We start from the raw sequence: 19,501 nt of genomic DNA on the forward strand, positions 1-19,501 counted from the left end.
GGACAGTCATCCGGCGCCGTGTAGTTTTACTACAAATGATTCGGCATTTCATGCTTTTGAAGCGCTGGGGTAGTAGTAAAACTACAGAAAAGCGGCATTTTGTCGCACTCTGGCTTGTGGGGAAAAACGTTCCCGTAGGTTGGGACTGGGCTCTGATCGGGTGAATCTTGATGTTTTTTACCAATGATTCGTTTATTTCAGCTATTTCCAACTTTTGTATGACAGTCCAACCGTGGTCCGGCAGCCCCTTGGCCGCACCTACCCCTCTCTTTCACGCCGATCAAGGATAGACCATGCGCCTGCCTTTGCCGCTCGATCTGCCCGCTGCCCTGCAACCGCTGGTCGCACGTAATCAACAGTCCCTGCGCGAGGCGATCGTCGGTCTCGACGGGTTGGACCTGGACCGTTGGAGCCCGGCCCAGCGGCAAGCGTTCGATCAGGTTGCCGCCGCCAGCGATTTCGTCCTGGAAGTGGCCCTGCGTGAGCCGGCCATGCTTTTCGACCTGCAAGCCAGTGGTGAACTGGAGCGGCCCTTCGCCCCCGGCGAGCTGTGCGCGCGCATCGCTGCCGCCGCCCAGGCCGCCCAGAGCGAGGACGAGCTGGCGCGCAACCTGCGCCGCGAGCGCAACCGCCAGCAAGTGCGCATCATTTGGCGCGACATCACCCGCCAGGCAGTGCTGGGCGAGACCTGCCGCGACCTTTCCGACCTGGCCGACGCCGCCATCGACCAGGCCTATCGATGGCTGTACCCGCGCCATTGCCAGCAGTTCGGCACCCCCATCGGCAACCGCAGCGGCCAGCCGCAGCACATGGTGGTGCTGGGCATGGGCAAGCTGGGGGCGGTGGAGTTGAACCTGTCCTCGGACATCGACCTGATTTTTGCTTTCCCCGAAGGCGGCGAGACTGAAGGCGTCAAGCGCTCGCTGGACAACCAGGAGTTCTTCACCCGCCTGGGCCAGCGTCTGATCAAGGCACTGGACCCGGTGACCGTCGACGGCTTCGTGTTCCGCGTCGACATGCGCCTGCGTCCCTACGGTTCGGCCGGTGCCCTGGTGCTGTCGTTCAATGCGCTGGAGCAGTACTACCAGGACCAGGGCCGCGACTGGGAACGTTACGCCATGATCAAGGCCCGCGTCGTGGCGGGTGACCAGGTGGCCGGCGCCCAGTTGCAGGACATGCTGCGCCCGTTCGTCTATCGCCGTTACCTGGACTTCTCGGCGATCGAGGCGCTGCGCACCATGAAGCAGCTGATCCAGCAGGAAGTGCGCCGCAAGGGCATGGCCGAGAACATCAAGCTTGGCGCCGGCGGCATCCGCGAGGTGGAGTTCATCGCCCAGGCGTTCCAGCTGATCCACGGCGGGCGCGACCTGAGCCTGCAGCAACGGCCGCTACTCAAGGTGCTGGCCACCCTGGAAGGCCAGGGCTACCTGCCGCCTGCAGTGGTCGCCGAGCTGCGCGAGGGATATGAGTTCCTGCGCTACACCGAGCATGCCATCCAGGCCATCGCCGACCGCCAGACGCAGATGCTGCCCGAAGACGACAAGGACCGCGCGCGCGTGGCCTATATCCTCGGCTTTGCCGACTGGCCGGCCTTCCATGCGCAGCTCATGCACTGGCGTGAGCGCATCGACTGGCATTTCCGTCAGGTGATCGCCGACCCGGATGATGAAGAAGGCGAGGGCGAGCTGGTGGTCGGTGGCGAGTGGTCGCCGTTGTGGGAACAGGCCCAGGACGAGGAGGCGGCTTGCCGCCAGCTGGAGGAAGCCGGGTTCCGCCAGAGCGCCGAGGCCCTGCGCCGGTTGGCCGCCCTGCGGGCAAGCCCGCAGCTGCGTTCGATGCAGCGCATCGGTCGCGAGCGCCTGGATGCCTTCATTCCGCGCCTGCTGGCCCAGGCCGTGGAGCACGACGACCCGGACTTGGTACTGGAGCGGGTGCTGCCGTTGGTCGAGGCCGTGGCGCGGCGCTCGGCCTACCTGGTGTTGCTCACCGAGAACCCGGGCGCCTTGCGCCGCCTGCTCACCCTGTGTGCGGCCAGCCCATGGATCGCCGAGCAGATCGCCCGCTTCCCGCTGCTGCTCGACGAACTGCTCAACGAAGGCCGCCTGTTCAGCCCACCATTGGCGCCGGAACTGGCGTCCGAACTGCGCGAGCGCCTTACACGCATCCCCGAGGATGACCTGGAACAGCAGATGGAGGCCCTGCGCCACTTCAAGCTGGCCCATAGCCTGCGGGTGGCCGCGTCGGAAATCACCGGCAACCTGCCGCTGATGAAAGTCAGCGACTACCTGACCTGGCTGGCCGAGGCGATTCTCGACCAGGTGCTGGCCCTGGCCTGGCGCCAGACCGTGGCGCGCCATGGCCAGCCCCGGCGCAGCGACGGCAGCCTGTGCGATCCGGGCTTCATCATCGTCGGCTATGGCAAGGTCGGGGGCATCGAGCTGGGCCATGGTTCGGACCTTGACCTGGTATTCATCCACGATGGCGACCCCCAGGCCGAAACCGACGGCGCCAAGCCCATCGACGGCGCGCAGTTCTTCACCCGCCTGGGCCAGCGCATCATCCACATGTTGACCACCCAGACCAACTCCGGCCAGCTCTACGACGTCGACATGCGCCTGCGCCCTTCGGGGGCTGCGGGGCTGCTGGTGAGCTCACTGGGCGCCTTCGAGCGCTACCAGCAGAACGAAGCCTGGACCTGGGAGCACCAGGCCCTGGTGCGGGCACGGGTGCTGGTGGGCTGCAAGCAGGTGGGGGCGGCCTTCGAGCAGGTGCGGGCGCAGGTGCTCGGCCAGCCGCGTGACCTGGTCAAGCTGCGGGTGGAAGTGAGCGAGATGCGCGCCAAGATGCGCGACAACCTCGGTACCAAGAGCACCGCCGCAGGCACTGCCGCCAATGCCTTCGAGGCCGGCGTGCCGTTCGATATCAAGCAGGATGCCGGCGGTATCGTGGATATCGAATTTATGGTGCAATACGCCGCTTTGGCCTGGTCCCACGACCATCCGGCCATGCTGCGCTGGACCGACAATATCCGCATCCTGGAAGAGCTCGAGCAGGCCGGCCTGATGCCTGCCCGCGATGCTGTGCTGCTGCGTGAGGTGTACAAGGCGTTCCGCTCGGCCTCCCACCGCCAGGCCCTGCAGAAGCAGGCGGGGGTGATCGATGCGGCGCAGTTTGCCGACGAACGCCGCGAAGTGCGGCGGATCTGGGGGGAGCTGGGGTTGACCTGAGATTGCCGAGGCCGTCCTGCGGCCCTTTCGCGGCACAAGGCCGCTCAGGGCTGTGCGGTTCCTGTAGGAGCGGCCTTGTGCCGCGAAAGGGCGGCAAGGCGGCCCCAAAAATCCATGCCTCACTACCGGTGGTACACTGTCCGCCACATAGCCTGAATATAAAGAGGGGAGGCCAGGCCAGCGCCGGGCCTCCCCGAACGTTTCTGGACCAAGCATGAGAATACTGATCATTGGCCCCAGCTGGGTCGGCGACATGGTGATGGCGCAGACCTTGTTCCAGTGCCTGAAGCAACAGCACCCCGAATGCGTGATCGATGTGCTGGCTCCCGAGTGGAGCCGGCCAATCCTCGAACGCATGCCCGAGGTGCGCCAAGCCTTGAGCTTCCCGCTCGGCCATGGCGCGCTGGAGCTGGCCACGCGCCGGCGTATCGGCAAATCGCTGGTGGGCCAGTATGACCAGGCGATCCTCCTGCCCAACTCGTTGAAATCCGCGTTGGTGCCGTTCTTCGCCGGCATACCCAAGCGCACCGGTTGGCGCGGCGAGATGCGTTTCGGCCTGCTCAACGACGTACGCAAGCTGGACAAGGCCCGCTACCCGCTGATGATCGAGCGCTTCATGGCGCTGGCCTACGCGCCGGGCGCCGAGTTGCCGCAGCCCTACCCGCGACCGAGCCTGCAGATCGAAGCGCAGAGCCGCGACGCTGCCCTGGCCAAGTTCGGCCTGGCACTGGACCGGCCGGTGCTGGCGCTGTGCCCGGGTGCCGAATTCGGTGAGGCCAAGCGCTGGCCGGCCGAGCACTACGCCGAAGTGGCCGATGCGATGATCCGTCAGGGCTGGCAGGTATGGCTGTTCGGCTCGAAGAACGACCACCCGGTGGGTGAGTCGATCCGTGACCGGCTGATCCCAGGGTTCCGTGAAGAATCCTATAACCTGGCGGGGGAAACTTCGCTGGCCGAGGCCATCGACCTGCTGTCCTGCGCCGATGCGGTGGTGTCCAACGACTCGGGCCTGATGCACGTGGCAGCCGCGTTGAACCGCCCGCTGGTGGCGGTCTACGGTTCTACATCGCCGGGCTTCACCCCGCCGCTGGCCGAGCATGTGGAAATCGTGCGCCTGGGCATCGAGTGCAGCCCCTGTTTCGACCGGACCTGCCGCTTTGGCCACTACAATTGCCTGCGCCTGCTCGAGCCTGGGCAGGTGATCGCCGCGCTCACGCGCCTGGGCGGGCCGAACCTGATCGATGTCATGGCCGAGGTCGACTAAGTGCGGGTCCTGATCATCAAGACGTCCTCCCTGGGAGACGTGATCCACACCTTGCCGGCTATCACCGATGCTGCCCACGCCATTCCCGGCATCCGTTTCGACTGGGTGGTGGAAGAAGGCTTCGCGGAGATCCCCAGCTGGCACCCGGCCGTCGACCAGGTCATCCCGGTGGCCATTCGCCGCTGGCGCAAGAACCTCTGGCAGACGCTCAAGAGCGGCGAGTGGAAGGCGTTCAAGCAGCGCTTGCGCGAGCGCAAGTACGACCTGGTGATCGACGCTCAGGGCCTGGTCAAGTCGGCCTGGCTGACCCGCTACGTCAAGGCGCCGGTGGCCGGGCTGGACCGTTATTCGGCGCGCGAAGGCTGGGCCAGCCGCTTCTATGACCGGCGCCTGTCGGTCGCGGTCGGCCAGCACGCGGTGGAGCGGGTGCGCCAGCTGTTCGCCCTGGCCCTGGCCTATGATCTGCCCGAAGGCCTTGGCCGCTACGGTCTGGACCTCGACCGCCTGCAACTGCCGCCTGCCGCGCCCTACGTGGTATTCCTGCATGGCACAACCTGGGCCACCAAGCACTGGCCCGAGGCCTACTGGCGCGAGCTGGCCGAGCGTTTGGGCCGGCGTAACCTGCAGGTGCGCCTGCCTTGGGGCAACCCTGCGGAGAAGGCACGCGCCGAGCGCATCGCCCAGGGCTTGAAGAACTGCGAGGTACTGCCCAAGTTGAACCTGGCGGGCGTCGCACGCGTGCTGGCGGCAGCCAAGGCCTGCGTGGCGGTGGATACCGGCCTTGGCCACCTGGCGGCAGCGCTGGACGTGCCGACCATTTCGCTGTTCGGCCCGACCAACCCGGGCCTTACCGGCGCCTATGGGCGCAGCCAGGTCCACCAGGCCAGCGATTGGCCGTGCGCGCCTTGCCTGCAGAAAAAGTGCACCTATAAACCGAGCGCCGAAGACTTGCGCCGGTTCGATCTCAAACGCGAGTGGCCGCTGTGCTTCACTCGCCTGAATCCCGAGCATGTGGCGAGCCGCTTGAGCGCGTTGCTGCTGGCTGAGGATGTTCGTTGATGCAACTGGCTTTTGTGCTCTACAAGTATTTCCCCTTCGGCGGGCTGCAGCGTGACTTCATGCGCATCGCCCTGGAGTGCCAGAAGCGGGGGCACCAGATCCGTGTCTACACATTGATCTGGGAAGGTGACATTCCACCGGGTTTCGAGGTGCTGGTGGCGCCGGTCAAGGCGCTGTTCAACCATCGGCGCAACGAGAAGCTCAGCGCCTGGATGGCCGCCGACCTTGCCAAGCGACCGGTCGATCGCCTGATTGGCTTCAACAAGATGCCCGGCCTGGATGTGTACTACGCCGCCGATGGCTGCTTCGAAGACAAGGCCCAGACTCTGCGTGGCGGCCTATACCGTCGCTGGGGCCGCTACCGCCACTTCGCCGAATACGAGCGGGCGGTGTTCGCCAAGGATGCCCACACCGAGGTGCTGATGATCTCCGAAGTGCAGCAGCCGCTGTTCATCAAGCACTACGGCACGCCGGTGGAGCGTTTCCACCTTTTGCCACCGGGTATTTCCCAGGACCGCCGCCGCCCTGCCGACGCCGATGCGATCCGCGCCGATTTTCGTAAGGAATTCGGCCTGGGCGATGATGACCTGCTGCTGGTACAGATCGGCTCGGGCTTCAAGACCAAGGGCGTCGACCGCAGCCTCAAGGCCCTGGCCGCGCTGCCTTCGGCCCTGCGCAAGCGTACCCGGCTGATGGTGATCGGCCAGGACGACCCCAAGGTATTCCAGTTGCAGAGCGCCACGCTCGGCCTGGGCGAGCAGGTGCAGTTCCTCAAGGGGCGCAGCGACATCCCGCGCTTCCTGCTTGGGGCTGACCTGCTGATCCACCCGGCCTACAACGAGAACACCGGCACCGTGCTGCTCGAGGCGCTGGTTGCCGGCCTGCCGGTGCTGGTGTCCCAGGTGTGCGGCTACGCCCACTACATCGCTGAAGCCGACAGTGGCCTGGTGCTGGACGAGCCGTTCGAGCAGGACCAGCTCAACCGCTACCTGCAGCGCATGCTCGAAGATGCCCAGGCTCGCGCCGACTGGTCGCGCAACGGGCTGGCCTTCGCCGACACCGCCGACTTGTACAGCATGCCGCAGCATGCTGCCGACGTGATCCTCGGGCAGGAGGCCGCATGAAGCTGATACTGGCCGAACCCTTCAAGCGCCTGTGGGCCGGGCGCGATCCCTTCGAGGCCGTGGAAGGCCTGCAGGGCGAGGTGTTCCGTGAGCTCGAAGGCCGGCGCACCTTGCGCACCGAGGTGGACGGCGAGGGCTACTTCGTCAAGATCCACCGTGGCATCGGCTGGGGCGAGATCTTCAAGAACCTGTTCAGCGCCAAGCTGCCGGTGCTCGGTGCCGGCCAGGAGTGGCGGGCGATCCAGCGCCTGCATGAAGTCGGCGTGCCGACCATGACCGCGGTGGCCTATGGCGAGCGCGGCAGCAACCCGGCCACGCAGCATTCGTTCATCGTCACCGAAGAGCTGGCGCCGACCATTAGCCTGGAAGACTTCAGCCTCGACTGGGTCAGGCAGCCGCCGCAACCACGCCTGAAGTGGGCGCTGATCGCCGAGGTGGCGAAGATGACCGGTGGCATGCACCGTGCCGGGGTCAACCACCGCGACTGCTATATCTGCCACTTCCTGCTGCACACCGACCGGCCGGTGACGCCCGACGATCTGAAGCTGTCGGTGATCGACCTGCACCGCGCCCAGACCCGTGCCAGCATCACCCGCCGCTGGCGTGACAAAGACTTGGCCGCCCTGTATTTCTCGGCCCTGGACATCGGCCTGACCCGCCGCGACAAGCTGCGCTTTTTGCGTGGCTACTTCCAGCGCCCGTTGCGCCAGGTGCTGGCCGACGAGGCCGCGCTGCTCGCCTGGCTCGAACGCAAGGCGCAGAAACTCTACGATCGCAAGCAACGCTATGGGGATGCGCTCTGATGGCGGGTTGGACACTGGCACCAGGCTACGAAGGCCTGGCGGCGGATTTCGGCAGTCTGGATGCGGTGTTCGCCCTTCAGGGCGAACGCCTGACCCGCGACCCACTCAGCGAAGTGGTGCGCATCGAGCGCGACGGGGTCAATTACTACGTCAAGCGTTACACCGGCGCCGGCAAGGCCTTGCGCCGCTATGTGGGCCGCCCGCGGATCAAGGCCGAGTGGCAGAACCTCAAGCAGTTCGCCAAATGGGATATCCCCACCGCCGAAGTGGTGGCCTACGGCCTCGAGCGCAACGGCCTGGCCTTCGGCCGCGGTGCCATGATCACCCGCGAGCTGCCGCGCACCGAGGACCTCTCGGCCCTGGCCGAGCGTAACGACCCACGCCTGGCCGACCGCGCCTGGGTCGACCACGTCAGCCGCCAGGTGGCGCGCCACACCCGGGTGATGCACGCGCACCGTTTCGCCCACAACGACCTGAAGTGGCGCAACCTGCTGGTGGACGACAACGCCACGGTGTTCTTCATCGACTGCCCCACCGGTGATTTCTGGCGCGGCTGCCGCGCCTGCATGCTGCGCCACCGCCTGATCAAGGACCTGGCATGCCTGGACAAGGTCGCCAAATACCACCTGTCATCGACCCAACGCCTGCGTTTCTACCTGCAATACCGTGAGCAGAAACGGCTCACGGCCAAGGACAAGCAGTGCATTCGCCAGGTGGTGAGCTTTTTCGAGGGAAGGGAATGACCGACTACCTGGCCAGCGCCGACCAGGCGCTGCTGCAACGTCATGGCTTGAACGACTTCGAGGCGCTGTGGGCGCTGCAACTGGACGCCGTGGACGAACCCAACACCGGCCGTGGCGGCTGGAGCAGCGTCTTTCGTCTTGAGCTCGAGGGCAAGGGGTTCTACCTCAAGCGCCAGAGCGACTACCTCACCCGCACCCTGCACCGCCCGTTCGGCGAGCCGACCTTCGCCCGAGAGTTTCGTAACATCAGCCGTTACCAGAAGCTGAAGATCCCCGCCTTGCAGGCGGTGTTCTATGGTGAGCGCAAAGGTAACGGCCGACACCGGGCCATCCTCATGACCCGGGCCCTGGACGACTGGCGTGACCTGGACAGCCTGCTGGCCCAGTGGCCGCAGCTCGAAGCCGCCAACCGCCTGGGTATCCTGCAGGCCTGTGGCCAGCTGGCCCGTACCCTGCACGCCGCAGGCCAGGTGCATGGCTGTTTCTATCCCAAGCACATCTTCCTGCGCGAACGTCGCGAAGGCTGGCAGGCTCAACTGATCGACCTGGAAAAGACCCGCCCGCTGCTGTTCGGCATGCGCGACCGGCTCAAGGACCTCGAACCCTTGCTACGCCGAGCGGGTGCCTGGAGCGAGGCGGACGTGCGCAACCTGCTGGCGGCCTATCTTGAACAGCCGGCAGACAGTACGCTGGTCGATACCTGGCTGCAGCGCCTGGTGCGCCGCCGCCGTGAAAAGGAGGCGCGCTGATGCAATTGTCCGAATTGAAGAACGCCGGGCGCAGCCCATCGCTACCCCTGACCGTGACGTTGGCCGATGCCGCCGGCAGTGCCGATCTGCAGCTGCTCAGCCTGCTGCGTGTGCTACCGGGCCAGCGCTATGTCGGCGCCGGCATCTGGCGTGGTACCCCGGTACTGGCCAAGCTGCTGGTGGGCAGCAATGCCGCCCGCCATTTCCAGCGTGAGCTGGAGGGTGTGAAGCTGCTGGCCGGGCAGGGTCTCACGACCCCGCAACTGCTGGCAGACGGCCTTCAGGAAGGCGAGGGCGGCTGGTTGCTGTTCGAGTTCCTCGAGGGTGCGCAGAGCCTTGCCGACGCCTGGGCCGACGTCGAAAACTTGCCGGTGCTGGCCGACGAGCAGCAGCTGGTATTGGGCGAAGCGCTCGCGGCCGTGGCGCAGATGCATGCCAAGGGCCTATGGCAGGAAGACCTGCACCTGGACAACCTGCTGCGCCATGGCGGCAAGCTGTACCTGATCGACGGCGCAGGCATCAAAGCCGAAGCCCCAGGCCAGCAACTGTCGCGCCAGAAAGTGCTGGAGAACCTGGGCGTATTGTTCGCCCAGTTGCCCAAGCGCCTGGAACCGTTCATCGAAGAGCTGCTGGTGCACTACCTGCTGGCCAACGCCGAACATGCCTTGCCGCTGGAGGCGCTGCAGAAGCAGATCGACAAGGTGCGTCACTGGCGCCTGAAGGACTACCTGGAAAAGGCCGGGCGCGAGTGCACGCTGTTCAGCGTCGAGCGCAGCCTGTCCGGGTTGCGGGCGGTTCGCCGGTCTGAGCGTGAGGCGCTGTTGCCGGTACTGGAGCAGGCCGATGCGTTGATCGACGAAGGCCACCTGTACAAAACCGGTGGTGCGGCCAGCGTGGCGCGTATCGAGGTGGATGGCCGCACCCTGGTGCTCAAGCGCTACAACATCAAGAACACCGCCCACTGGTTCAAGCGCTTCTGGCGCCCGAGCCGTGCTTGGCATTCATGGATCGAAGGCCATCGCCTGGCGTTTCTCGACATCGCCACGCCACGGCCCTTGGCGGTGCTGGAGCAGCGGGTGATGGGCCTGCGCAGCCGCGCCTACCTGGTGACCGAGTATGTCGACGGGCCGGACCTGATCGAGTGCTTCGGGCCCTACGTGGAAAGCGGCGATGCGCCACAGGAGCAGGTGCAGGCCTTGGTGCACCTGATGCAGCAGCTGATTCACGAGCGCATCAGCCATGGCGACTTCAAGGGCCACAACCTGTTCTGGAAGGATGGCCAGTGGTCGCTGATCGACCTGGATGCCATGTGCCAGCACGCCACCCAACTGAGCTTCGCCCCGGCGTACGCCCGAGACCGGGCGCGGATGCTGCGCAACTGGCCCAGTGACAGTGCGCTGCATCGGCGGCTGGATGAGCTGTTGCCGCGGTTGGGCGAATAATCAGGGGCTGCTCCTTGTTCATTTAAAGCGCTTCGGTGCCTGTCAGATCGAGCGCGCGGGCGGCGCTCGACCTTACGGGCAGCACCTGTCTCAAGGCCCACTAAGCGGCCCCCTAGGGCCTTACCTCCAACACAGCCCCCGAAGCCCCAGCACCGCCGGTATCCCCAGCCCCACCCACGCCAGCACATCCCACCCGCCGTCCCCCAACAGCGCGGCGAACAACCCTCCGGCACCGAGCACGGCAATCACCATGGGCCAGGCAAAGATCCGCCGTGTCGGCTGCGACCTGTGGCTCATGCCGTCACCTCCCGTGCCTTGCGCTGCTTACCCCACCACAGGTAAACCCCACTGCCGAGCACGATGATGGTCAGCACATCGAGCACCGCCCAGAGGATCTGCATCGGCCGGCCTCCGTAGTCGCCAAAGTGCAGCGGTTGCGACAGGAGCAGGGTGTCCATGTACCAGGGCCTTTCACCGACGGCCGTGACCGCCAGCGTGCGGGCATCGATCAGCACTGGTGTCAGCAGGTGCGACGTCAGGTGCGTGGCACCTTTCATGAACACTGCATAGTGGTGCTCGCTGGAAAAGCGTGTGCCCGGGAAGGCGATGAAGTCCGGCTGCATGCCCGGTGCGGCCTGGGTGGCGATGTCCAACAGGCGGCTGGCCGGCGCGCGTTCGGTGAGCGGCGGGGCATCGTGGTAGGGGGCTACCATCGCCGCCAGGCTGTCGTTGCGCCAGGCGGCGATGACCAGGTCGGAGAGGGCGCTGATCACACCGGTGACCCCGACCACCAACGCCCAGGTGAGGGTGACGACGCCGATCAAGTTGTGCAGGTCGAGCCAGCGCAGCCGGCGCGAGCGGTCGTTGCGCACCGTGGCGAACTTCAGGCGGCGCATGAACGGCGCGTAGAGCACGGTACCGGAGACGATCGCCAGCACGAACAGTACCCCCATGAACGCCAGCACCAGCTTGCCCGGCAGGCCGGCGAACATGTCCACGTGCAGGCGCAGCATGGTCATCATGAAGCCGCCGTTGGCGGCGGGCATGGCAACGGCCTCGCCCGTGCGGGCGTCGAGCATGAAGGTGTGCGACGAATTCGGCTCGGTGCCGGCCGTGGCTGCCGTGATGGCGATCACGCCGTTGCGGTCGTCCTCGTCGTAGCCGAAGTACTGCACCACTTCGCCAGGACGATGGGCCTGGGCCTTGAACACCAGGTGCTGCAGGTCCAGGTGCGGGGTGTCGGCGGGCATTTCACGCAACTCGGGGGCGTCGCCCAGCAGGTGCTCCAGTTCGTGGTGGAAGATCAGCGGCAGGCCGGTCAGGGCCAGCAACAGCAGGAACAGGGTGCAGACCAGGCTGCTCCAGGTATGGATCGCCGACCAGCGGCGGATGGTTTGGCTTTTCATCGCGATTTCCGAAAGGTGCTAGCGACGCAATCGCGGGGCAAGCTCGCTCCCACAAACTGCATACACCCCCTGTAGGAGCGGCCTTGCGCCGCGAAAGGGCCGCGCAGCGGCCCCTGTTACTCAGAACTTGTAATTGACGCTGGCCACCACGTTGCGCTCGTCGCCGTAATAGCACCAATAACCGTCACAGTTGGACAGGTAGTCCTTGTTAAACAGGTTCTTCGCCTCCACCGCCACGGTGACGCCTTTCATACTGTTGTCCAGGCGACCGAGGTCGTAATGCACGGAGGCGTCATAGATGGTGTAGGAGCCGACATGGGCCAAGTCGGTATTGGCTGTGTTGCCGTAGGTGTCTGCGACGTAACGCACACCGCCGCCGATGCCGAAGCCGTCCAGCGGGCCGTTATGCCAGGTGTAGTCAGCCCAGAAGGTGGCCTGGTTGCGAGGAATCAACGCCATACGATTGCCCTTTTCGCTGGCCAGACCCTTGAGGATTTCGGTATCGGTGTAGGTATAGGAGGCGACGGTCTTTATATTTTCCGTCAGCTGGCTGGTTGCCTCCAGCTCCAGGCCACGAACCTGCAATTCACCTACCTGGCGGGTAATGCTGCCCTCTGTCACGCGCACATTTTTCTGACGCAAGTCATATACCGCGGCGGTAAGCAGCGTGTCGCTACCGATCGGCTGGTACTTCACGCCCATTTCATACTGGCGACCTTCAGTGGGCTTGAAGGACTGGGTGGAATCGACGTTGGCTCCACTGGCTGGCTGGAACGACTCAGTATAAGAGACGTAGGGCGTTACGCCGTTTTCGTACACATAGCTCAACCCTACGTTGCCACTGAAGGCCTTGTCACGCTGGGTATTGGTGGCATCGTTCTTGTTGTGGAACACAGTGCCGGTGTGGACCCAGTCCTCACGGCCTCCAAGGGTCAGGCGCCAGTTGTCCAGGGCCATCTGGTCTTGGACATAGATGCCGGTCTGGCGGGTCTTCTGCCCGAAGTCCTGCATGGCGAAATAGCTGACATTGGACATATCAGCGCCGTAGCCGGGATTGACCACATTAATTGGCGGTACATTGTTGCCAATGATGTTTCCAGCACTGTCGTAGAGGTACGAACCGCCGTATAACCATTGATAGTTGGTGTTCGAACGCTGGTGGTCGAGGCCAAGCAGCACGGTATGACTTATGACCCCAGTCTGGAAGTCGGCCTGGAAGTTATTGTCCACCGCGAACTGGCTGATGTCTTCATTGACGATGCCGGCTTCGCGGTTGACATTGCCGTCGGCGTCAACCTGGTTGATGGTGCCTACATTGACGGCCTGGAACTCCAGGTCGCTCTTGGTGTAGCGCAGATTCTGGCGGAACTGCCAGGTATTGTTGAAACGATGCTCGAAAGCGTAGCCCAGAGCGTAATAGGTACGATCATAGAAATCCCAGCCAGGCTCACCCAGATTCTTGTGATGGGAAATCTTGCCTACGGGGGATGACAACTTAGTGCCTTGCAGGGGAAGAAACTGCCCCGTAATACCCGTATCGTCGCGGGTGTATTGGGAAAGGAAGGTCAGCTTGGTGTCGTCATCGATATTCCAAGTGAGGCTTGGGGCGATGTTGTAACGCTTGTCTGGAATATGATCGATTGGCGAGTTGCTATCTCGTACCACGCCGCTGACACGATAGAGGAAACGGCCTTCATCATCGATCTTGCCGGTACTGTCGAAGTTGAATTGCTTGTGCTCATTGCTGCCGACCTGGGCTTCTATCTGGTGGGCGCTTTGCGCCTGCGGACGACGGCTCACCATATCGAGCATGCCACCTGGCGGGGTCTGGCCATACACCGAGGAGGCGGGGCCTCGAAGGACCGTGATGCGCTCGAGGTTCCAGGGTTCGACCTTGGGGTTGGCGAAGGAGCCCTTGGGCAGCGGCAGACCATCCAGGAACTGGGTCGGGTCGAAGCCCCGCACGCGTAGCCAGTCGGCGCGTGAGTCCGATCCGTAGCCGCTGCTTTGTACGCCTGCGGTGTAGCGCAGTGCATCGTTGAGGTTTAGCACCTGGCGGTCGTCCAATTGTTGGCGGGTGATCACACTCATCGAGCGAGGGGTTTCGACTACCGACGTGTCGGTTTTGGTACCTGCGGCTGTTCGGGTAGCCACATAGCCGCTGGAGGCGCCCCACGCTGTCTCGAAATCACTACTGGCATTGATCGCCGTCTCCGGCAGCGCCAGGGTGCCGTCGGGCGCGGCCACCAGGCTGTAGCTCCCTACGCTGCTCTGCTGCAACTGCAGGCCGGTGCCGCGCAGGGCGGCTTGCAGGGCGCCGAGGGCGTCGTACTGGCCGCTGACCGGGGCGGAGCTGCGACCGTCTACCAAGGCCGGGTCCAGCGCCAGGGCGATACCGGCTTGGCTGGCGATCCGGGTCAAGGTGCTGGCCAATGGGGCGCTGGGCAGGTCATAGGCGCGCAGGGCCGACTGCTCGGCGGCCTGCAGGACGGGGCTGGCCAGCGGGGCAGCGAGGGCGATGGCCAGGGCCATCAGGCTAGGGCGCAGGAAAGAATCAACGGCACGGGGCATGCAGCGGCTCCTCGACGGATAAGTGCTAGTTGCTTCCTTGCCGAGCGAGAATGGAAAAGTGACAGGGGCTGATAAAAAAAGTGTGGGAGGGTTTGGGGCCGCTTTGCGGCCCATCGCGGCACAAGGCCGCTCCAGGTGCAGCGCAGCCTTCGAGACCTGGGTTACTTGGCGCTGATAGTTACCCACCAGGGCGTATGCCGCTCGATCTTTACCGGCAGCACCGGCGTGAGCGATGCCAGGGCGAGGTCGGTGTCAGTCAGCGGGAAGCTGCCGCTCACGCGTAGGTCGGCCACTTCGTCGGCAACGCCCAGGTGGCCGTTGCGGTAACGGCCCAGGGCTGCGACCAGGTCGACCAGGCGCACGTTGTCCACTACCAGCATGCCGCGCGTCCAGGCATCGGCGCCCACGGCCACCGGGTCGACCTGGCCGAGGCCATCGGAGGTCATTAGCACCTGCTGGCCTGCGCGCAGGACGTGCTCGTCACTGTTGTTGGACGGCTTGGCGGCCACTGACGATTGCAGTACCTCCAGGCGCGTGCCTTGGGCTTCGCGCTTGACCAGGAAGCGCGTACCCAAGGGGCGTAGCCGGCCATCGTCGGTGCGTACCAGCAGCGGGCGGGGGTCTTCATGGCCGGTTTCCACGGAAATTTCGCCCTGGTGCAGGACGATCAAGCGTTGTCCGCCTGCATAGTCGATATCCACTGCGGTATTGGTATTCAGGCTCAGCAGGGTGCCGTCTTCCAGGCGCAGTGTACGCAGCTCCCCGGTGCCGGTGCGCTGGTCCGCCAGCCAATAGCCCGGCGACAGCGATGGCGCAGCGATGCCGAGCAGCAGCGCACCCAGCAACAGCAGCCCAGTCAGGCCGCCGCCGAACCCGCCCAGGCGCCTGCGCAGGCCTGCCCGCGATTGCAGCAGGGCCTGGCGGGCGGGGCCGGCGGCAGCGCTCACGCGTTGGTCGAGCATGCCCAGCTGGTGCCAGGCACGGGCGTGTTCCTCACTGGCGGCATGCCAGCGCAGGAAATCACTGCGTTCGTCTGGGGTGCAGCGGTCTTCGTCCAGGCTCAGTTTCCAGGCGATGGCGGCATCCAGGACCTTGGCCGACACCGGCGCGTTATTCACAGCGGCGCCCCATAAAGAGCCACATAGCACTGGCGCATGCCTTGGGCGATGTACTGGCGCACGCGTGACACCGACACCCCCAGGCGTTCGGCGATCTCGGCATGGCCCATACCGTCCAGGCGGTTATGCAGGAAGGCCGCGCGGGCCTTGCTCGACAGTTTGCCGAGCACGCGGTCGATGGCCTTGAGGTCTTCGAGAATCAGGTACTGCAGCTCAGGGGAGGGGTGTTCTGCCTCCGGCAGGCGTGCCAGTTCCGCCAGGTAGGCCTGCTCCAGGGCGGCGCGGCGGAAGTGGTCGAACAGCAGGCCCTTGGCCACGGCGACGAGAAAGGCGCGGGGTTCGCGGGGGGTGACCAGCTGCTCGCGGCCGAGCAGGCGCACGAAGGTGTCCTGGCTCAGGTCTTCGGCGCGCTGACGGCAGGCCGTGCTGCGTTGCAGCCAGGCCAGCAGCCAGGCGCGGTGGTCGCGGTACAGGGTACCGACCAGCTCGGCATGTGGGCTCTGCGCAGACGACAAGAAGCGTCCCCCGGAATGAATGCGTTAACTAACGATAATTATTCGCGATTGTGACAGAGCCGGGGCGCAGGGTGCAATTGACGCTTATCGGATAGATGCCTGGTGATTAGCCCTACAGGCTGTACTGGTGCGCCTTGCGCCGACGCCACTGCTGCAGGCGCAGGTTCAACTGCAGGGGGCTGTCCAGCTGCTGGCGCCGCGCCTGGCTGAACAGGATCAGCGCCAGTTCGGCGGTGACCTGGGCATCGGCACTGGCGTGGTGACGCTCTTCTACCTGCAGGCCGAAGCGGGCGATCCAGTCGTCCAGGCTGGCCTCGCGCAGCACGGTATCGGGGTTGAGCATGGGGGCCAGTTCAGCCATGTCGAAGAATGGGTGCTGCAGGCGGTAACCGAGGCTGTCCTTGAGCGCCCGGGCCAGCATGCGCTGGTCGAACGGCGCATGGAAGGCCAGCACCGGGCTGTCCCCGATGAACTCCAGCAGATCGACCAGCGCGTGGGCTGGGTCGCAGCCGGCGGCCAGGGCGCTCGGGCCCAGGCCGTGGATCAGCACACTGGCGTTGGTCTTCTGGGCCGGCCGGTGCAAGGTGCGTTCGAACTGCTGGCCCAGGTCGATGGCACCGTCCTCGATGGCCACGGCACCGATCGACAATACCTGGTCGCGGTTGACGTTCAGGCCGCTGGTCTCCAGGTCCAGCACCACCCAGCGTTGCTCGCGCAGGGACGAAACGCCCAAGGTCGGCGCCTTGGGCAAGCGCGCGAGGCGCTGGCGCAGGGTGTTGTCGAGCTCCGGCAGGGCCGGGCGCAGCCAGGCGAGCAGGTTCATAGCTGGTACCGCAGGGCCAGGCTGCTTTGCAGGCGCTGGGCCTGGCGCAGGGACTCGCGCAGGATGCGCCGGTCCAGGTGGTTGAGGCTGTCCGGGTCCAGCCGGTTGGAGTAGGGCAGGTTGTCGCGGCTCTGGCGCTGGTGCTGCTGCATGCGGGTCTGCTGGATGAAATGGTAGGCCTCTTCGTACGCGGCGCCGTCCAGCGGGTCGATGATGCCGCGGGCCACCAGGTGGCGCAGGCGTTCGAGGGTGTTGCAAGCCTTGATGCCATGGGCCAGTGCCAACAGCCGGGCGCCATCGACGAAAGGCGTCAGGCCCTGGACCTTGAGGTCGAGGGTGGCGGCCTTGTCATTGCCCTGGCGGGTCAGCACGAATTCGCGCAGGCGGCCTACCGGCGGGCGCTGGCGCAAGGCATTGTCGGCCATCATGCGCTGGAAGATGCGGTTGTCGGCCACTTGTTCGAGCAGGGTGCGGCGCACCTGTTCGCAACCACTTTCATCGCCCCAGACCACGCGCAGGTCGAAGTAGATGCTCGAGCCAAGCAGGTTCTCCGGGCTCGCTTCGCGAATGAAGCCGCTGAAGCGTCGCGCCCATTCGCTGCGAGACAGGCACAGGTCGGGGTTGCCGGCCATCACGTTGCCCTTGCAGAGGGTGAAGCCGCATTGGGCCAGGCACTGGTTGATGTACTGCGCCAGTGGCAGCAGGCGGGCGCGGATCGCTTCGGCCTCGGCAGCATCGGCGGCCTCGAAGAGAATCCCGTTGTCCTGGTCGGTGTGCAGGGTCTGCTCGCGCCGGCCTTCGCTGCCGAAGCACAACCAACTGAACGGCACGCCCGGGTCGCCGCGTTCGGCCAGGGCCAGCTCGATCACCCGGCACACGGTGTGGTCGTTGAGCAAGGTGATGATCTGGGTGATCTGGGTGGAGGAGGCGCCATGGGCGAGCATGCGCTCGACCAATTGGCCGATCTCGCCGCGCAGCGACACCAGGTTCTCCAGGCGCGGGGCGTGGCGGATGGTGCGGGCTAGGTGCACCAGGTCGACCCGCTGCAGGGAGAACAGGTCACGTTCGGAGACCACGCCGCACAGGCGCTGGTTGTCCACCAGGCAGACGTGGGCGATATGCCGCTCGGTCATGGCCATGGCCGCGTCGAAGGCGCTGGCCTGGGGGCTGAGGTAGAACGGTTGCGGCGTCATGTAGCGCTCGATGGGGGCGGTCAGCTCGGCGCTGGCATCGGCCACCACCTGGCGCAGGTCGCGCAGGGTGAAGATGCCAATGGGGTGGCGCTGCGGGTCGACGATGACGATGCTGCCGACTTGCTGTTCGTGCATCGAGCGCACGGCTTCACGCAGGGGCGTCTGTGGTGCGCAGACCACCGGGTGGCGCATGGCCAGTTCGCCCAGCGGGGTATTGAGTGAATACTGCGTGCCCAGGGTTTCCACCGCGCGCTGGCGCACCTGCTGGTTGACCTGGTCGAGCAGGCTGCTGACGCCGCGCAGGGCAAAGTCACGGAAAGGTTCCGACAGGGAGAACACGCGGATGAACGCGCTCTTGTTCAGTTGCAGGCAGAAGGTGTCCTCGCCTGCCAGGTGCTCGGTGCGCGTGGCTCGCTCCCCGAGCAGCGCGGCCAGGGGGAAGCATTCGCCGCTGGTGATTTCGAACGTGGTCTCCACGCCCGGCTTGGTCACGTGCTGGCGCTCGCCGACCACCCGGCCCTGTTTGACGATGTAGAAATGCTCCACCGGGCCGTCGGCCGGCTTGATGATGCTCTCGCCGCTGGCGTAGAAACGCAGTTGGCACTGCTCCACCAGGTAGGCCAGGTGGCTGTGCTCCATCTGGTTGAACGGCGGAAAGCGCTGCAGGAACTGCAGAGTGCCTTGGATGTTCTGCAGAACCGCCGTTCTGCCGGCCTGGCTGTAGGCGTCCTTCTTGCTCATGGAACTGACCGCTTGAGGGGCCGTTGCAGGCCCTGTTGTTCTAAGGCTCCATGGTCGGCCGGCGGCCTTGCGGTGCCCATTGGACGTAAGTCTATAACCTGCGGCGCGCGCTGCCCGGAGGCGCTTGGGTGTCAAATAGACGACGAAAGGCAGCTTGCATAGCGGTGCTTTGCGGTCTCAACTTTCAGCAACGGGATTTTTTTGACGAGATGACCATGGCCGAGCATGACGAGATCCTGAGTGACGCCGAGCGCGAAGCCTTGGCCCGGGTGAGCGCGCCCTCTGCTCCGCCGCAGGTGGTGCTGGTGGTGGATGACGATGCCGCGACCCGCGAGGCCCTTTGCCTCTATCTGAAGGCGAAGGGCTTCGAGTGCCTGTCTGCCGACGGCGCACAGGCAGCGTTGGAGCAGCTCAGGCGTAACCGGCGCATTGGCCTGATGATCACCGATTTGCGTATGGCGCCAGAGGATGGCCTGGGGTTGATCCGGCTGGTGCGCGAATCGGAGCGGGCGGAATTGTCGATCATCGTGGTGTCGGGCGACACCGATGTGAAGGAGGCGGTGGATGTGATGCACCTGGGGGTGGTGGACTTCCTGCTCAAGCCGGTGGACCTGGGGAAGCTGGTGGCGCTGGTGAGGAAGGAGTTGCGGAGCGAGTGAGAATGGGGCTGCTGTGCAGCCCTGTCGCGGCACCAGGCCGCTCCTACAGAGGTTGAGTGAACCC

Annotated in this window: 16 protein-coding genes; 9 read left to right on the top strand and 7 right to left on the bottom strand. The window is 65.1% G+C overall.

Going from position 1 to position 19,501, the window contains the following annotated elements; translation table 11 throughout:
• The first annotated feature begins 293 nt into the window (after positions 1-293).
• From glnE to K8374_RS01440, 8 genes are all read left to right on the top strand, one after another.
• Complete coding sequence (gene glnE, locus K8374_RS01405; protein ID WP_224457672.1) at positions 294-3,227, top strand: bifunctional [glutamate--ammonia ligase]-adenylyl-L-tyrosine phosphorylase/[glutamate--ammonia-ligase] adenylyltransferase; 2,934 nt, start codon at positions 294-296, stop codon at positions 3,225-3,227.
• Between the two features lie 214 nt (positions 3,228-3,441).
• On the top strand, positions 3,442-4,491 hold the full coding sequence (gene waaF / locus K8374_RS01410) for a lipopolysaccharide heptosyltransferase II (RefSeq protein WP_224457673.1): 1,050 nt from the start codon (positions 3,442-3,444) through the stop codon (positions 4,489-4,491).
• On the top strand, positions 4,492-5,550 hold the full coding sequence (gene waaC, locus K8374_RS01415) for a lipopolysaccharide heptosyltransferase I (protein WP_196154458.1): 1,059 nt from the start codon (positions 4,492-4,494) through the stop codon (positions 5,548-5,550). It begins immediately after the preceding gene.
• Entirely contained in the window at positions 5,550-6,674 is a 1,125-nt protein-coding gene (locus K8374_RS01420) for a glycosyltransferase family 4 protein (protein WP_084856292.1), read from the top strand. The genes waaC and K8374_RS01420 overlap by 1 nt, the downstream gene beginning before the upstream one ends.
• A complete protein-coding gene (gene rfaP, locus K8374_RS01425; RefSeq protein ID WP_224457674.1) occupies positions 6,671-7,477 on the top strand; it encodes a lipopolysaccharide core heptose(I) kinase RfaP in 807 nt (268 codons plus the stop codon). The genes K8374_RS01420 and rfaP overlap by 4 nt, the downstream gene beginning before the upstream one ends.
• Positions 7,477-8,220 carry a lipopolysaccharide kinase InaA family protein gene (locus K8374_RS01430; protein ID WP_224457675.1) on the top strand — a complete coding sequence of 248 codons (744 nt, stop codon included), beginning with the start codon at positions 7,477-7,479 and terminating at the stop codon, positions 8,218-8,220. Before rfaP ends, K8374_RS01430 begins: the two co-directional genes overlap by 1 nt.
• The gene (locus K8374_RS01435; protein WP_224457676.1) at positions 8,217-8,969 is read left to right on the top strand and encodes a lipopolysaccharide kinase InaA family protein; all 753 of its coding nucleotides are present in this window, start codon (positions 8,217-8,219) and stop codon (positions 8,967-8,969) included. Before K8374_RS01430 ends, K8374_RS01435 begins: the two co-directional genes overlap by 4 nt.
• Positions 8,969-10,411, top strand: coding sequence for a lipopolysaccharide kinase InaA family protein (locus K8374_RS01440; protein WP_224457677.1), 1,443 nt, complete (start codon positions 8,969-8,971; stop codon positions 10,409-10,411). The genes K8374_RS01435 and K8374_RS01440 overlap by 1 nt, the downstream gene beginning before the upstream one ends.
• Positions 10,412-10,531: 120 nt before the next feature.
• On the opposite strand, the gene K8374_RS01445 is transcribed toward K8374_RS01440, so the two are convergent.
• From K8374_RS01445 to K8374_RS01475, 7 genes are all read right to left on the bottom strand, one after another.
• The gene (locus K8374_RS01445) at positions 10,532-10,708 is read right to left on the bottom strand and encodes a hypothetical protein (protein WP_224457678.1); all 177 of its coding nucleotides are present in this window, start codon (positions 10,706-10,708) and stop codon (positions 10,532-10,534) included.
• On the bottom strand, positions 10,705-11,817 hold the full coding sequence (locus tag K8374_RS01450; RefSeq protein WP_224457679.1) for a PepSY-associated TM helix domain-containing protein: 1,113 nt from the start codon (positions 11,815-11,817) through the stop codon (positions 10,705-10,707). The genes K8374_RS01445 and K8374_RS01450 overlap by 4 nt, the downstream gene beginning before the upstream one ends.
• A gap of 120 nt (positions 11,818-11,937) precedes the next feature.
• Positions 11,938-14,388, bottom strand: coding sequence for a TonB-dependent siderophore receptor (locus K8374_RS01455; RefSeq protein ID WP_224457680.1), 2,451 nt, complete (start codon positions 14,386-14,388; stop codon positions 11,938-11,940).
• Positions 14,389-14,549: 161 nt separating this feature from the next.
• Complete coding sequence (locus tag K8374_RS01460) at positions 14,550-15,506, bottom strand: FecR domain-containing protein (protein WP_224457681.1); 957 nt, start codon at positions 15,504-15,506, stop codon at positions 14,550-14,552.
• On the bottom strand, positions 15,503-16,021 hold the full coding sequence (locus K8374_RS01465) for an RNA polymerase sigma factor (RefSeq protein WP_224457682.1): 519 nt from the start codon (positions 16,019-16,021) through the stop codon (positions 15,503-15,505). Before K8374_RS01465 ends, K8374_RS01460 begins: the two co-directional genes overlap by 4 nt.
• Positions 16,022-16,133: 112 nt before the next feature.
• Positions 16,134-16,844 carry a PolC-type DNA polymerase III gene (locus K8374_RS01470; protein WP_224457683.1) on the bottom strand — a complete coding sequence of 237 codons (711 nt, stop codon included), beginning with the start codon at positions 16,842-16,844 and terminating at the stop codon, positions 16,134-16,136.
• Entirely contained in the window at positions 16,841-18,778 is a 1,938-nt protein-coding gene (locus K8374_RS01475) for a putative nucleotidyltransferase substrate binding domain-containing protein (protein WP_224457684.1), read from the bottom strand. The genes K8374_RS01470 and K8374_RS01475 overlap by 4 nt, the downstream gene beginning before the upstream one ends.
• Before the next feature lie 209 nt (positions 18,779-18,987).
• On the opposite strand from K8374_RS01475, the gene K8374_RS01480 reads away from it, so the two are divergent.
• Positions 18,988-19,437: a response regulator gene (locus tag K8374_RS01480; RefSeq protein ID WP_224457685.1), complete on the top strand. Its 450-nt coding sequence runs from the start codon at positions 18,988-18,990 to the stop codon at positions 19,435-19,437.
• Positions 19,438-19,501: the final 64 nt, after the last annotated feature.

It is taken from the genome of Pseudomonas sp. p1(2021b), assembly GCF_020151015.1.
In the GTDB taxonomy this organism is placed as follows: domain Bacteria; phylum Pseudomonadota; class Gammaproteobacteria; order Pseudomonadales; family Pseudomonadaceae; genus Aquipseudomonas; species Aquipseudomonas putida_K.